The sequence below is a fragment of the Kitasatospora aureofaciens genome (assembly GCF_001188955.3).
GTDB classification, from domain to species: Bacteria; Actinomycetota; Actinomycetes; order Streptomycetales; family Streptomycetaceae; genus Kitasatospora; species Kitasatospora aureofaciens.
Genome location: NZ_JPRF03000027.1, coordinates 1 through 14367, shown reverse-complemented (window position 1 = coordinate 14367; position 14367 = coordinate 1). Strand labels below are relative to the sequence as shown.

At 73.9% G+C, this 14367-nt stretch carries 14 protein-coding genes; 6 read left to right on the top strand and 8 right to left on the bottom strand.

All coding sequences use genetic code 11. The features are described 5' to 3' along the window. Window positions 1-416: 416 nt before the first annotated feature. From HS99_RS18425 to galE, 3 genes are all read left to right on the top strand, one after another. Window positions 417-2609 carry an RICIN domain-containing protein gene (locus HS99_RS18425; protein ID WP_223885873.1) on the top strand — a complete coding sequence of 731 codons (2193 nt, stop codon included), beginning with the start codon at window positions 417-419 and terminating at the stop codon, window positions 2607-2609. Between the two features lie 122 nt (window positions 2610-2731). Then, window positions 2732-3361 carry a hypothetical protein gene (locus HS99_RS18420; RefSeq protein ID WP_050366346.1) on the top strand — a complete coding sequence of 210 codons (630 nt, stop codon included), beginning with the start codon at window positions 2732-2734 and terminating at the stop codon, window positions 3359-3361. Between the two features lie 180 nt (window positions 3362-3541). Next, window positions 3542-4558: a UDP-glucose 4-epimerase GalE gene (galE, locus tag HS99_RS18415; RefSeq protein WP_046386987.1), complete on the top strand. Its 1017-nt coding sequence runs from the start codon at window positions 3542-3544 to the stop codon at window positions 4556-4558. Window positions 4559-4571: 13 nt separating this feature from the next. Here galE and HS99_RS18410 read toward each other — a convergent pair whose 3' ends face one another. Both HS99_RS18410 and HS99_RS18405 read right to left on the bottom strand, forming a co-directional pair. Beyond that, a complete protein-coding gene (locus tag HS99_RS18410; RefSeq protein WP_030553077.1) occupies window positions 4572-5261 on the bottom strand; it encodes a hypothetical protein in 690 nt (229 codons plus the stop codon). Window positions 5262-5344: 83 nt separating this feature from the next. Continuing rightward, window positions 5345-5551 (bottom strand): antitoxin, encoded by a 207-nt coding sequence (locus HS99_RS18405; RefSeq protein WP_030553075.1) that lies wholly within the window; start codon window positions 5549-5551, stop codon window positions 5345-5347. Between the two features lie 258 nt (window positions 5552-5809). Between HS99_RS18405 and HS99_RS18400 the strand changes: the two genes are divergently transcribed. Both HS99_RS18400 and HS99_RS18395 read left to right on the top strand, forming a co-directional pair. Continuing rightward, window positions 5810-6382 (top strand): DUF6542 domain-containing protein, encoded by a 573-nt coding sequence (locus tag HS99_RS18400; protein ID WP_050366345.1) that lies wholly within the window; start codon window positions 5810-5812, stop codon window positions 6380-6382. Continuing rightward, complete coding sequence (locus tag HS99_RS18395) at window positions 6375-7988, top strand: LCP family protein (RefSeq protein ID WP_094742931.1); 1614 nt, start codon at window positions 6375-6377, stop codon at window positions 7986-7988. Before HS99_RS18400 ends, HS99_RS18395 begins: the two co-directional genes overlap by 8 nt. Window positions 7989-8004: 16 nt before the next feature. Here the strand turns inward: HS99_RS18395 and HS99_RS18390 are convergent, their stop codons facing one another. The 3 genes from HS99_RS18390 to HS99_RS44125 form a co-directional block, all read right to left on the bottom strand. Beyond that, window positions 8005-8376 (bottom strand): hypothetical protein, encoded by a 372-nt coding sequence (locus HS99_RS18390; protein ID WP_043388250.1) that lies wholly within the window; start codon window positions 8374-8376, stop codon window positions 8005-8007. After that, window positions 8373-9179, bottom strand: coding sequence for a nucleotidyltransferase domain-containing protein (locus tag HS99_RS18385; RefSeq protein WP_030553070.1), 807 nt, complete (start codon window positions 9177-9179; stop codon window positions 8373-8375). The genes HS99_RS18390 and HS99_RS18385 overlap by 4 nt, the downstream gene beginning before the upstream one ends. Window positions 9180-9437: 258 nt before the next feature. Then, complete coding sequence (locus HS99_RS44125) at window positions 9438-10679, bottom strand: DUF6777 domain-containing protein (protein ID WP_141763753.1); 1242 nt, start codon at window positions 10677-10679, stop codon at window positions 9438-9440. 384 nt (window positions 10680-11063) lie between these two features. Here HS99_RS44125 and HS99_RS18370 point away from each other — a divergent pair, with 384 nt between their 5' ends. Next, entirely contained in the window at window positions 11064-12404 is a 1341-nt protein-coding gene (locus HS99_RS18370) for a streptophobe family protein (RefSeq protein ID WP_043388248.1), read from the top strand. Between the two features lie 66 nt (window positions 12405-12470). Here the strand turns inward: HS99_RS18370 and HS99_RS18365 are convergent, their stop codons facing one another. The 3 genes from HS99_RS18365 to HS99_RS44120 are packed head-to-tail and all read right to left on the bottom strand — an operon-like array spanning window position 12471 to window position 14173. Continuing rightward, window positions 12471-12845, bottom strand: coding sequence for a DUF1304 domain-containing protein (locus HS99_RS18365; protein ID WP_030284513.1), 375 nt, complete (start codon window positions 12843-12845; stop codon window positions 12471-12473). A 15-nt stretch (window positions 12846-12860) separates the two neighbouring features. Beyond that, entirely contained in the window at window positions 12861-13874 is a 1014-nt protein-coding gene (locus tag HS99_RS18360; RefSeq protein WP_037829691.1) for a serine/threonine-protein kinase, read from the bottom strand. After that, on the bottom strand, window positions 13871-14173 hold the full coding sequence (locus tag HS99_RS44120) for a hypothetical protein (RefSeq protein WP_141763752.1): 303 nt from the start codon (window positions 14171-14173) through the stop codon (window positions 13871-13873). Before HS99_RS44120 ends, HS99_RS18360 begins: the two co-directional genes overlap by 4 nt. Between the last annotated feature and the right edge of the window lie 194 nt (window positions 14174-14367).

Below are 14367 nucleotides of genomic sequence, written 5' to 3'. Positions count from 1 at the left end.
GTCGGCGATGGCATGACCGGGGCGGAAGCCTCCCTGGTCAGGGTGCTGGTCGCGACCGGTCGAGAGGTCTGGCGTTCCTCGCGGCCGACGGAGCCGCAGGCCCCTGGGCTCCGGCCGGGTGGCCGCCACCACCCCCTGCCGGGGAGCGCGCACCCCCAGTGCGCCCCCCGGCACCTACGTGCCCGCCCCTCGCGCAGACCGCGGCCGCCCTTGCCTCCGCTGCCCTGCCTCCGCCCCCGACCGCGTCCTCGTTTCGCCACCCGCGGGCGGCGCGCCCTGCCTGCTGACTCGAACGCGTCCAGGAATTTCGCAAGAGGTTTCTGTTATCCCCGGCCGTCCCCCTCGCTCTCCCTTGTGTCGGAAGGTCCGAGCCCCGCACCACCGGGCGCGGACCGTCGCACGAGGAAAGGAACGCGATGGGACACCGGAGCAGTGAGCTCCGTCGGCGCAGGCGCCGCAGGCTCACCCGCAGGAGTGCACTGGTCGCCGTGGCGGTGGCGGCCGGACTGGTCGCGGGCGCCCTGGGCCTGAACACGGCTCTGGAGCCGGGAGCGGTGCACAACGCCGTCGCGGTGGCGGACGCGCCGGTCGACGCGGTCGCGGACGACGGCGGGTCGGGGGAGACCGGCACCGCCGAGGGCGCCACCAGGGCGCCCGCCCCGAAGCGGGACGAGAAGGCCGCCCCGCCCAAGGCGATACCCAAGGACCAGCCCGACCGCGGCCTGGTCTATGCCGGGCTGAGCCTGCCGACCAGCGACCGCTGCGGCAACATGCTGGAGGTCACCGGCAGCACCCAGTGCAGCCACGGCCCGGACGCCCCGCCCAAGGACGTGGACATCCACAAGGACGCCCCGCCGGTCGCGACCCCGGCCGCCCAGGCGCCCGCGCTCACCCCGGCGGCGGGCGCCCAACCGCCCGCGGCCGCCGACCTGCTGAAGGGCGGCGCGCCCGTCCTCGACGCCACCCAGAAGGCGTTGCTCGGTGACTCCGGCACCGCCGCCGCACCCCAGGAGGCCGGGGCCCCGGCGGCTGGGTCGGGCCTGGTCTGCGAGGGCGACGGCAGCAGTGGCAACCGCGTCCAGGTGGTGTACGTGCACACCCCGGGCAACGACCGGTTCGCCCAGTACCTGCCCTCGTTCAAGAAGTGGGCCGCTGACGTCGACGTCATCTACAACGCCAGCGCCGCCGAGACCGGCGGTGTGCGGCACGTCCGCTTCGTCACCGAACCCGACTGCACCGCCTCGGTGTTGAACGTGCAGATCTCGGACGCCGAGATCCAGGACTTCAACGCGAGCAACCGCGCCCTGGCCGCGCAGGGGTTCAACCGCAAGGACCGCAAGTACATGATGTTCACCGACGCCAAGGTGTACTGCGGGATCGGCACCTTCGCCGGCGACGAGCGCTCCGGCCAGGACAACCTGAGCAACTTCGGCCCCTCGTACGGCCGGACCGACTCCGGCTGCTGGAGCGGCACCACCGCCGCCCATGAACTCGGCCACAACCTGGGCGCGGTGAGCAACAGTGCACCGAACTCCAGCAAGGCGGGCCACTGCACGGACGAGTGGGACATCATGTGCTACTCGGACGCCCCCTACTATCCGCAGATGCGGACCGTCTGCCCGGACCGCGCCCATGACGACCGGCTCGACTGCAACCACGACGACTACTACAACACGAACCCCGCGCCCGGAAGCTACCTGGCCACGCACTGGAACGTGGCGAACAACCGCTTCCTCATCGCGGGCAACGGCACCGGCCCGAACCCCACGCCCACCCCGACCGCGACCCCGACTCCGACCGGCAGTCCGACGGCTACGGGCACGCCCACCCGCACGCCCTCGCCGTCCCCGACGCCCACCGGCAGCCCCACCGCCACACCGACCGGGTCGCCGTCCCCGACCGCGACCCCGACCACGGGCGGCACCGGACCCGAAGTGACGGTCAGTCAGATCACCCAGAACTCGGTCGTACTGAGCTGGACCGCCGTCCCCGCCGCCGCGGGCTACGACGTGCAGCTGAACGGCCAGACCATCGGCACCGTCCGCTCGACCGTGGTCGGCGTGGTCCGACTGGCCCCCGGAACCGGCTACACCGTGGCCGTCGCCGTCCGCGACGCGGCCGGAAAGGTCGGCAAGCCCGGCCGCCAGGCGGGCTTCCACACCCTCGCCGACGGCGGCCGCCCGCAGCCCGGCACCCACTACACGATGGTCAACGGCCTCACCGGCCAGGCCGCCGACCTGTGGGGCAGCTCGATGAACGACGGCACCGTGGCGATCGGCTACCAGCGCACCGGCTACGCCAACCAGAAGTGGCTGTTCGAGGACGCGGGGAACGGCGCCGTGCGGATCAAGTCGGCGCGCTCCGGGAAGTGCCTGCAGCTCGGCGGCACGCCCGTCGCCGGGCAGTACGTGGCGCAGCAGCCGTGCGCCGACGCCGCCGCGCAGAAGTGGCAACTCACGCCCGGCGACGGCGGGTTCACCCTCACGGCGGACGGTTCCACCCTGGTGCTCGGGCTCAGCGACCGTTGGTACTACGGTGGTTGGCTGCTGGAGCTTCAGCAGCCGAACGGCCGGCCCTACCAGAGCTGGTCGCTGCTGAAGACCTCGTAGGCCCGGAAGCCCGCTCCACCCCGGCGCACCACGGGTGCGGCCGCCCCCCAATCCGAGGGCGGCCGCACCCGGCGCCACCGCTCCCCGCTCCCCGCACGCCCACCGCCCGAGGACCGCCCGCCATGCGCATCCGCACCCGCCCGCTGCTCGCCCCCCTCGTCCTCGCCGCCGCGGCCGTCCTGCCCGCCGCCGCACCCGCCGCCGCCCACGGGGACACCGTCCACCTGGACGTGGACGGGCAGCAGAACGGACGGGTCAGGGCCGTCGCCACCTGGGAGAACGACCACGACCCGGTCACCGAGGACTTCGCCGGCACGCTCTCCGCGACCGCCGCCGACGGCCGGACCATCGGCCCCTGGCGGCTGGTGCCGGTGCCGGGGCAGCCGGGGACGTACACCACCCGTGAGTTGCTGCCCGCCGGGCACTGGAAGGTCGCCGTCGACTGCGCCTTCCCCTCGCTGGGCCACGGTGAGCGCGAACTCGACGTCGAGGCCGTGGCGATCAGCGACCCTGCTCCGATGGGGGCGACGGTCACCTCCGCGCCACCCGCCACCCCCGGCGCGGCTTCCGCCGCCCGCACCACCACGGCCGCAGCCGCCGCTCCCGCCGCTCCCGCCGCTCCCGCCCACGACGCGCCCGTCCGCGAGACCACCGACGACGCCACCACCTGGGCCGCCATCGCCACCGCCACCGCGGCCGTAGCCCTGGTCGCCACCGGCTTCCGGCTGCGCGCCCGCGCACGGCGTCGCTGACGGTCCGGAGGACGGCGCCGCCTGCTGCTCGCAGCCTGCCGGGCCGCCGCCTGCTGCCCGCCGCCCGCCGCCCGTCGGTAGACGACGCACCGCCGGCGGGAACCGGGCGCGCACCGATCACGTCCCAATGATCACCGGGCGTCACCGGGCGCCCGGCCGATCGCAAGGGAGCAACCGCGCATGAGGAAGGTCCTGATCACCGGCGGCGCCGGCTTCATCGGCAGCACCGTGGCCTCGGCCCTGCTCGACCGGGGCATCACCCCGGTCGTCCTGGACGACCTGTCCCGGGGCCGCGCCGAGTTCGTGGAGGACCGCGTCTTCTACGACGGCGACATCGCCGACGCGGCCCTGCTGGAACGGATCTTCACCGAGCACCCGGACATCGATGCCACCGTGCACTGCGCGGCCAGGATCGTCGTCCCGGAGTCGGTGGCCAAGCCGCTGTTCTACTACCGGGAGAACGTCGCCAAGACCGTCGAACTCCTCGACGCCCTGCAGCGCCACGGCTGCACCCGGGTGGTCTTCAGCAGCTCCGCCTCGATCTACGCGCCCACCCCGGACGGCCGGGTCGACGAGAACTCCCCGGTCGAGGCGAACAGCCCGTACGCACGCACCAAGCTGATGATGGAGCAGGTGCTCCAGGACTGGACCCGCGGCGAGGGGGCCGAGCAGCAACGGGTCATCGCCCTGCGGTACTTCAATCCGATCGGAGCCGACCCCCGGCTGCGCACCGGCCTGCAGAACCTCAACCCCAGCCACGCCCTCGGCAAGCTGATCGAGGCGCACACCCACGGCACCCCGTTCACCGTCACCGGCGTGGACTGGCCGACCCGGGACGGCTCCGGCATCCGCGACTACGTCCACGTGCAGGACCTCGCGGAGGCCCACGTCGCCGCGCTGCTCCGGTTCGACGAGGTGATCGCCCCCGGCGCGGCCGACCGCTACCGGGCGATCAACGTCGGGACGGGCGAGGGTACCACCGTCCGGGAGCTGGTCGCCGCCTTCGAACGGGCCGTCGGCACCGAGCTGGACGTCCGTGAGGCGGGGCCGCGCCCGGGCGACGTGATCGGCTGCTACGCCTCCGTGGACGCCGCCCGCGAGCTGCTCGGCTGGACGGCGAAGCACAGCCTCGCCGAGGGCGTCGCCGACGCGCTGGCCTGGCGCGCCAGGTGGGCCACCCGGCTCGGCGTCAGCTGACCCCCTCCGGCGCCTACTTCGCGGCCTCGCCGGACCGCGCCCAGTTGTCGTGCAGCCGGTCCAGGTAGGACTGCGCCTGCGAGCCGATCTTGACGCCCCGGGCGAACGCGAGCATGTTGCCCGCCCCGGCGTTGTAGCCGAGGGCGAGCAGCTCGTCCTTGTCCAGCGGGGCGCTCACCCGGGCGGGCAGCCGGCCGGCCAGGTCGTGGAGGTGCCAGGCGGCGGCCTCGATCGCCAGGTCGCGGTCGTCCGGTAGCTCCTCCCAGCGGCGGTCGGCGAACGGGCGGCCCGGCTTGGTGTCGTCGAAGGCGGCCCGGTGCATGTTGGCGATGCCGAAGGCGGCGTCCGGCTTGTTGCGCTGCCAGGCCCGTTCGAAGTCCGGGTCGTGCGGCTTGTACGCCTCGTTGTAGAGGATCGCCATCAACAGCTGGGGGTTGACCCCGGCCTCGGCGGCGTACTTGCGCACGGGCGCCGCGTAGTCGGCCGGCTCGTAGACGCCGGATGCCTTCGACGGCGCCGTGGAGGACGCGTGCGGGGCGGCGGAGGAGGGTGCCGAGGCGGTGGCGGACGGGGGCGAGGAGGGCACCGCCGAGGAGGCGGCGGGCTCGTGGCCGCCCCCGCGGACGATGCCCCACCCGGCCGCGGCCAGGACGCCGATCACGATCCAGCGCCCCCAGCGCGGTCCCTTCTGCTCCTCACCCACCGCTGCCGGTCCCTCCCCGTTCACTCGTCATCCAGTTCGATCGCCGTACGGTCGACCGTGCCCCTCGGGAGGCCCTTCCGGCCCTATTCGGCCGGCTTCCGGTCCCCGTCGAGATTGCGCAGGAAGTCCTTCGCCTTCTCCACGCCGGTGTCGATCTGCCCGCTGTACTTGCCGTCCGTGTGGTCGTCGATCACGTCGCCGACCTTCTCCAGACCCTGCCCGAGCACGTCGCCGTGCTCGCGGGCGAGGTCGGTGGCCTTGTCGGCGAGGTTCTTCAGACTCTCAAACATGGTGACGCTCTGCTCCTCTGGCGCGTTCCTGTTGGTGTGCCGACGTGGCGGGGATCATGGTCATCCTAACGAGGGCCGGGAAAGGCGGTCCGCCGTCGCGGAACGGCGGTGGATGACTCTGCTGAAATGGATTTGTATGCTCCACACCAGCTTCTACGGGCCTGAAGACGGTGGGAACTGCCACGGGACCGGTGGCGTCCCGGCACGAGCGGTGGCGTGGTCGCGCCGCCGCAGCCGAAACGATCGAGGGAAGTGCGCATGGCCGGCCAGCGGGCGAGAACGTCGTACCAGGACGCGGGAACCCGCACCGAGGACCCCGCCGTGCCCGCCCAGCGCTCCCGCGGCGCCGGTGGCGCCACCGACCCGTCGCGACAGGGCCGTGCCCAGCGGAGCGGGGCCTCGCGCCGCAGGCAGCAGGCCCGCCGACGCGGAAGCCTGGTCGCCGCGCTCGCGGCGGTCGGGCTCCCGCTGCTCGGCGGGACCGCGGACGAGCTGGGCGGCCCCGGGGTCGGCATCCTGTTCGCGGTCGGCGCGGTGCTCGGCACCGGCATCGCGGCCCTGCTGTGCAGCCGGAGCGGCCGCTGGTGGGTGGTGACCGGTGCCCCGCTGGTGGTGCTGCTCACGGCCTCGGGCGTCGAATACCTGTCCGATCCCGTCCGGTACCAGGGCAAGGGCCTGGGCGCCGGTGCGGTGCGCTGGGTGGTCGAGGCGTTCCCGGTGATGGCCGAGGCGGTGGCCGTCGCACTGCTGGTGATCGTGGTCCGGACGGTGCTCGAAGGCCGCCGGCCCGTCAGGTCCACTGCCCCGAGCGGAAGGGGGCGCCGTGGCTGAGCGCAGCAACCGCCCGCGCGGCCGGGTGCCCGGCCGGGGCTCCGACCCGCGCCGCGGCTCCGACCCGCTGACCGTGGCCGGCCGCACCCTGGCCTGTACCGTCTCGGTCGTGGTGCTCGGCGCCAGTGGCTTCACCTGGTTCGAGTACCGCAGCCTGGACGACGGCATGATCAAGTCCACCGCGCTGGCCGACGCCAAGCGGAACGCCCCGCCGCACCTCGACAAGTCCGTCAACCTGCTGCTGATCGGGCTGGACAGCCGCAAGGACATGGACGGCAACGACCTGCCCAAGCAGTTCGTGGAGGACGAACTGCACGCCGGCTCCAGCGAGATCGGCGGCTACAACACCAACGCCCTGATCGTGCTGCACATCCCGGCCAACGGGGGCAAGGTCACCGCGCTGTCCGTCCCGCGCGACGACTACGTGCAGACCGTCGGCGCCGACGGCAAGATGCACAAGATCAAGGAGGCCTACGGCATCGCCAAGGAGGCCGCCGAGGCGAAGCTCGCCGGCAAGGGACTCTCCAAGGCCGAACTGGAACGGCAGAGCCGGGAGGCGGGCCGCTCGGCCACCATCCAGACCGTGCAGAGCTTCCTGGACGTCCCCGTCGACCACTTCGCCGAGGTCAACCTGATCGGCTTCTACGACATCGCCAAGGCGGTCGAGCCGATCCAGGTCTGCCTCAACCACCCGGTCGACGATCCGATCATCGCCCGGACCGCCACCCACGAGGGCGGCGGCACCGGCCTCAAGCTGCCCGCCGGGATCAGCTCGCTCGACGCCGCCCAGGCGCTGTCCTTCGTCCGCCAGCGCCACCACCTCACCAACGGCGACCTCGACCGGACCCACCGGCAGCAGGCGTTCATCTCCTCCGTCGAGTACCGGCTCAAGGAGCAGGGCGTCCTCAACGACTTCGGGCAGATGCAGAAGCTGTTCGGGGTGGTGAAGAAGGACGTCGTGATCGACAACGAGTGGAACATCCTCGACTTTGCCCAGCAGGCGCCCAACCTGACCGGCGGCAACGTCGAGTTCAACACCCTGCCGATCACCGGGTTCAAGACCGTCGGCGGGCAGGAGGTCAACACCGTCAACCCGGACCTCATCAAGAAGATCGTCCGGCAGCTGTTCAACCGGGACGCGGCACTCACCGCCCCGGAGACGGCGCCCGTCTCCGCCGCGAGCGAGACGGCCTCGCCCACGCCCTCGCCGAGCGGCGCGCCCAAGTCCGTGGTCGACGTCAACGCGGCGGCGGGCGCGGGCGCGGCGGCCACCGAGTCCAAGGCCCTGGTCGCCCTCGGCTACCAGGCGGGCAGGATCGGCGACGCCCCCGCGCGGACCCGCGCCACCACGGTGACGTACGGCAGCGGCGCCAAGGCCGACGCCCAGGCGGTCGCCGCGCACTACGGCGTCACCGCCGCTCCTTCCGCGGCGGTCGCCGCGGGCCACGTCCGCGTCACCCTCGCCGCCACCCACACCCCGACCCCCACCCCGGCCACGCCCTCCGCGGGCGCCTCGGCACCTGCCGACGGCTCCGCCGACCCGGCCGCCGGACTGCCGATGCAGGGGCCGGCGGTCAAGGCCGGCGGGATTCCCTGCGTGGACTGAGCCGTATCACGAACGGTCACCGGCTCGGCCGGCTGGGCCGGTGATCGGGTTGGTGACCGGGCTGGTCCGGGGGCCGGCGCAGATCCCGCAGGGGTTCGCGGCCGAGAACCTCGACGTAGACGATCCGGCCGTCGACGACGTCCAGGATCAGAGTGCCCTCCGTGGGCAGCAGCGGCACGCAGCGATGGCCCGGGCCGTACGGCTGACCGCCCCGGTGGGGCTCGGTGCGGAAGCTCTGGCAGAAGTCGTCGCCGCAGCCGCAGTCCGCGACCAGGCGCAGATCCCGGGCGCCGGCGGCGAGTTCTGCCTCGCCCTCCGCCTCCAGGAGCGCCGTCAGCTCGTGGAGGAGGTCGGGGAAGACCTCGCGGACGAGGGGGTCGCCGGTCACGGGCGCGGCGCCTTCTCGCCGTGGACGGCGGTGTACTCGGCGGCCAGCCAGGGAGCCAGGTCGTCGATGAGGACGGCCAGGACGGCCCGGTCCGTGGTGGGGGTGCGGGCGACGCCCGCGGCGAGGCGCATCTGCTCGGCGCGGTCGGGGTAGTGGGCGGCGAAGGCCTCGGCGGAGGCGGTGAGGTCGCTGGTCCAGCCGTTCCAGCGGGGCATCACCAGGGTGAATCCGGTGCGGACGAGGCGGCGCGAGACCGCACGGCTGAGCGCCGTGAGACCGCCGTCCGGGGCGGTGGCCGCCAGTCGTTCGCGCCAGCGGGGGAGGGCGAGCGCGAGGTCGCCGTTGGTCTCGCGGGCGAGCAGAGAGGTGGGGCGGTAGCGGGGGAGCTGCTCCGCGAGGTCCTCGCCGAGCAGGGGGGTGCACAGGCAGGCGATGAACCAGCCCAGGTCGTGCCGCTCCAGCTCACTGAGCAGGGTGTCCGTGCCGAACAGCAGCACGCCGACGCCGTTGACCTGCGGGAAGGCCGAATCGAGGGCGGCCTCCAGGGCGTCGGCCCCGGCGCGGTCGGCCGGAGTGGGCTCGTGGCGCAGGGCGAGCAGCAGATCGAGGTCGGAGACGCCGGGGATCGCGGTGCCCCGGGGGATGCTGCCGTACAGGTAGGCGCTGTGCAGCCGCGCGGGGCCGAAGGCAGCGGCGATCCGCTCCCGGGCGGCGTCGACCACCGGGGCGAACTCCGCCGCGACGCGCTCCGGCGAGCCCTCCCGCGCGATGTACCCGTCCTCGTCCAGTCCTTCGCCGATCATGGCGGCACTCTGCCGGTTCGCGGCGTCGTCAGCCACCGATTAATGCGCGGATTCGCCGCCCGGTCGAATCGTCAGTGGTGCGTGCCGGCATTCATCGCACACGAACGCCTCGACCGCGCGTCCGGCGCGCCGGACGCCCCGGTGGAGATGCACGCCGCGGACGGGCGGCTGCTGGGACCGGAGGACGCGAAGGTGCTGCTGCCCGGAGCCACGCCGTCACCACCGGTCGCTGGGCGGACGGTGGCGGCGGGACCCGGGTCAGGGCGTGCCCTCGGTTGTGGTCGGGGCGGAGGTGCCGGCCGTCGTCGTGCTGGTGGGGCCGGTGCTCGTCGTGGTCCTGCTGGAAGGCGGCTGGGTGAGCGTCGAGCCGGTGGTGGACGTGGACGAGGACGTGGACGTCGAGCCGGACGAGGTGCTCGTCGTCGCGGTGCTCTCGGAGGGCCTGTTCGTACTGGTCGAGGAGGTGGCCGAGGCCGAGCCCGTCCCGGTGGGGGGCCGGGAGGAGGTGGCGCCGGAGGAGGTGGCGCCCGACGAGGTCGCACCGGAGGAGGTCGCGGCGGATGAGCCGGCACCCGAAGACGTAGCCCTGGAGGAGGTCGCACCCGAGGACGTGGTACCCGAGGTGGTCGGCGATCCGGACCGGGAGGAGGTCCTGCCGGAGGCCGAAGCCGTCGCCGCGGGGCCGGTCGGCTTCCACGGGGCGGGCGGCGGGATGCCCGGCACCAGCGGGCCCCTCGGCTGGTCGACGCGCTTGTCCACCACGTCGGCCCGCCCGGTCAGCCGGGCGAACCAGCCCCCCGTCTCCACGTTCACCAGGACGATCTCGGGCACCGGTTGCGGCGCCGGGACCACCACGATCAGCGTGCTCGGTTCGAAACCCGTCCAGGCCTTCCCGGTGTACTTGGCGTTGCTCACCAGCGTCGGCGGCTTCAGCGGGTTGCCGCAGGCGCACCGCACCCGGGGCACGCCCCGGGCGTCCACCAGGACGGCGGTGCCCGCCTGCAGCACCGACTGGAACTCCACCACGGCGCCGCTCTTGTAGCTGTGGTTGGTCACCCGGGTGTCCACCCGCAGGTACGCCGAGGTCAGCGAGCGCAGGTAGGACGGGATGGCGGACTGCTCGATCCCCGCTGCCGAGGCCCAGGCCCGACCGGTGTCACCGCTGCTCACCATGCCGATCAGCCGCTCGGTGTCACAGCTGGGCCTGCTCATCGTCCCGCCGTACAGCCCCGCCGAGCTGCCCTGCACGCTGTGCAGGACGGCCGTGGGGCTGCCGTTCGCCGGGCTGCCCGGCTGGGCCGGCGCGCTGGTCGAGGGGGCGGGCGCCGGAGCACTCATGCCCTGGGTTTCCACCGACGGGGTGAACGGGGCAGGCCCCGGGTCGGCCGGGGCCTGCAGGGCGACCTCGTTGGCGGTCGGAACGGCCTCGTTCTTGCCGCCCTGGTTGCTGACGATCAGCACGGTGGCCACCACAGCCGCCGCCACCACCGCCGCGGCCACCGACAGGCCCTTTCCGGAGCGCCACCACGGCCGGCGTGGGCCCCGACCGCCCGCACCGGCGGAGGAGGACCCGGAAGGGCCCGAGGGCGGTGGCGGTCCGGCCGCGCCGCCACCCGACGGCGGACCGGCCAGTGGGCCGGACGGGGGACCGGACGGCGGGCCGTAGGGCGGGCCGGTGGGGGGCAGTTGGGAACTCATCGAGGCTCCGTTTCGCAGGCGGTCGGCGCCAACGGCCGGCACGGGAAGCTCCTGCCACTGGGTTCCATTTCTCCCCCGGTGCCCCGTTCGCCGCAACAGCAGGTGCCGTCGCCGTCGCCGAGCGTGCCCGGCCGTGGTCGGTCACCCTGGGAACGGATAAGGCCCGAGTGAACAGAGGGAGGCGGCATGCAGCAGCCCACCACCGGGGCCGCCGGCCCGCCCGGAGCCCTCCGCGGCTGGCTGGACGCGCTCGCGGTCGTGCTGGCCGGGCTCGTCGCGATGGCGGCGGTCGCCGCGCTCGGCCTCTGGCTGGCCGGCGCCGACGACCTCCCGGAGGGCGGCTTCCCGCCCGTGCTCGCCGCGACACTGGCGCTGGCCGTCGGCGGATCCGTCCAGCTGGACGGCGGTGCCGGCAGCTTCGCCGCCGTGGACGCCGGGGTCGACGCGATGCCGCTGACCGTCTCGCTGGTCGGCGCGGTCGTGATAGCCGAGGTGTTCCTGCGCCAACTGCGCTTCCGCGCGGTCGCCGGGGGCGGTGAACTGCTCGGCCGGATCATCCGGACGGTGGTGCTCTGGCTGATCGCCCTGGTGGTGATCACCGTCAGCGCGAAGCACACCTTCGTGATCCAGCTCGGCGGCAGCCTGGCGCAGACCATCGGCGGCGCGCTCGGGCTCACCCCCGAGCTCGGCTTCCATGCGGAGGGCGTCACCACGATCGGCATCGGGCTGGCCTGGCTGCTGCTGGTGCTCGCGGCCACCTTCGCGGTGTCCCGGCGGGCACCGCTGCCGCGCGGGCTGCTGCGCTACCAACTCGCCGTCCGCCCGGCCGCGTTCGCACTGTGGATGGTGCTGCTGGCGTACGTGGCCATCGGCGCGGTCGCCGGGATCGTCACCGCGATCACCCACGGCAACGCCCGGCAGACCGTGGCCGTGCTGCTGCTCGCCCTGCCCGACCTGGTCTGGATGGCCTTCGGCCTCGGCCTCGGCGCCGTGTGGCACGGGCGGTTGGTCGGTGCGCTCGGCCTTCCCGTGCCCGAGCCGCTCAGCGCGGTGCTGCGCGCCCCCGGCGGGAAGGAGGCGACCGTCGACCTCGGGACCCTGGCCGACCACGACGCCCGCAGCTGGTGGCTGCTGCCGGTGGCCGCCGTGCTGCTGCTCGCCGCCGCCTTCCTCGCCGCCCGCCGCACCCCGCGTACCGTCCGCCTCCGGCAGCACGCCGTCCGCTTCGCCGTGGCCACCACTGTCACCGTGCTGCTGGTCGGCCTGTGGACCCGGATGGACGCCGACTACGGACTGTCCGTGCTGGGCGTGGGCCTCGGCCAGGGCGGACTGGGGGACCTGCTCGGCGCGGTCCTCGGCAGCAACCCGCTGGCGTCGCTGGGCAGCGGCAGCCTGACGCTGCGCCCGGCGCTGTGGCCGTCGGTGCCGCTGGCGGCGGGCTGGGGGCTGCTGACCGGGCTGATCGGCGCACTGCTCGCGTCACGGGTGCGGCGGCGCGGCGAGGTCACCGAGGACGCGGGCGGCTGAGAGCCTGGCGGGCCGGCACGCACGGCGCGTGCTCCGACGCCGCCCCGCAGGCGGAAGTCGAAGATCCTAGACCGCCTCGGCGATCAGGATGACCGCCGCCGGGACGGCCTGGGTCAGGGCGCCGCGCCACACCTTCGGCTCCGAGACGAACAGGGTGATCCCGCCGGCCACCATGAAGGCCGCGACGTAGAGGATCACCGGCCGCCCCGAGCGGGCGTGCCCGGTGTGCAGCAGGACCAGCCCGGCGACCAGGCCCAGGGCCAGGAACAGGTTGTAGAAGCCGACGTTGAAGCGCCACAGTCGGACCTCCGGGGCGTCCGCCGTGCTGCCGGTGAGCATGTAGCGCACCCGTGGGTGCCCGTACAGGTAGCTCTCCAGCGGCCACACCACGAGGTGGATCGCAGCGGCGAGCATGGCGAAGACCTGACTGACGGCGTTCATGGTCGACAGCTCTCCCTAACGGTCCAGGGACGGCGGGTGGAAGGCCGGGCCGGCCCAGATGGGCGGATCCGGCAGCCGGGTCGGCCCGGCGGGGGCCCGGGCGACGGCCGGGACGGCCCGGGTGGGCGGCCCGCCGCCGCTCCACGGAGCGGGCCCGGTGGCCGCCCGCAGCTCGGCGACGAACTGCAGACAGCTCGGGTACCGCTCCCCGGGCGCCTTGGCGAGGGCACGGGCGACCACCGTTCCGACCGCCTCCGGGAGGTCGGGACGTGGACCGCGCAGTTCGGGCGGCGGGTCGTTGAGGTGCGCCCAGAGCAGGGCGAGGTCACTCTCCCGGCGGAACGGCGGGGCGCCCGCGAGCAGCTCGAAGACCACGCAGCCGAGGCTGTACTGGTCGCAGCGCCCGTCCAGCGGGCTGCCGGAGATCTGCTCGGGGGCGGCGTAGTCCAGCGTCCCGACGATCTGGCCGGCGCTGGTCAGCCCGCTGAGCGACAGGGACTTCTTGGTCAGCCCGAAGTCCGCCAGGTACAGGTGCTCGGGGTGCTCGCTGTCCGTGCCGGCGGCGACCAGGACGTTGCCCGGCTTGACGTCCCGGTGCACCAGCTGGTGGTCGTGGGCGGCGTCGAGGGCGGAGGCGATCTGCAGCGCCAGCCGGGTGGCGCGCTCGATCGGCAGCGGGCCGTCCCGGTTGATCAGGGCCCGCAGGTCGCCGCCGTCGACGAAGCGCATCGCCAGGTAGAGGATGCCGTCGTGCTCCCCGGCCTCGAACACCGGGACGATGTGTGGATGGTCGATCCCCGCGGCGGCCTCGGACTCGTGCATGAAGCGTTGCCGGAACACCTCGTTGCGGGCCAGCTCGGGGGCCAGCAGCTTGATCGCGACGGTCCGGCCGAGCCGCAGGTCCTTGGCCCGGTAGACCACGGCCATCCCGCCGCGCCCGATCTCCCTCTCCAGGCGGTAGCCGGCCACCTGCCGCCCGACCAGGCCGGCCGGCAGGCCCGGCGCCGAGGGCGGCTCCGCGGGGATCACGGCTCGCCGGTCCGGGTGGGCGCGTACGGGCCGGGCACGGGCGGCGCCGCCGTGGGGGCATCCGCCGGAGCCGCGTTCGGGGAGGTCGCCGCCGGGGCCTGCGCGGGCGTCGTGGGGGCGGCCGTCGCGGCCCCCGGGGCCCCCGGAGGCGCCGTAGGGGCAGGGGAGACCGGGGAGACCGGGGAGACCGGGGAGACCGGCGTGGACACCGGCGCGGGCGTCGGTCGATCGGTGGCCGCGTAGGTCTGGAACTGCAGCCCGTCGCAGTAGCACCAGCGGTCGTGCACCTGGTCGAACACCCAGAGCGTCTCGCCGTCCGCGACGAGGCCGATCCGCTGGCCCCGGGTCCGCTCGCGGAAGGTCTCCAGGTCCAGCGTGCCCGCCGCGAGGTCCTCCAGCAGGGCGCGGTGGCGGGCGAGCGCGGCCTCGTTTTTTTAAAGCGCCGTCATAACCTCATATATCATCCATTACCCTAAGTGATACTTCTCCTCCC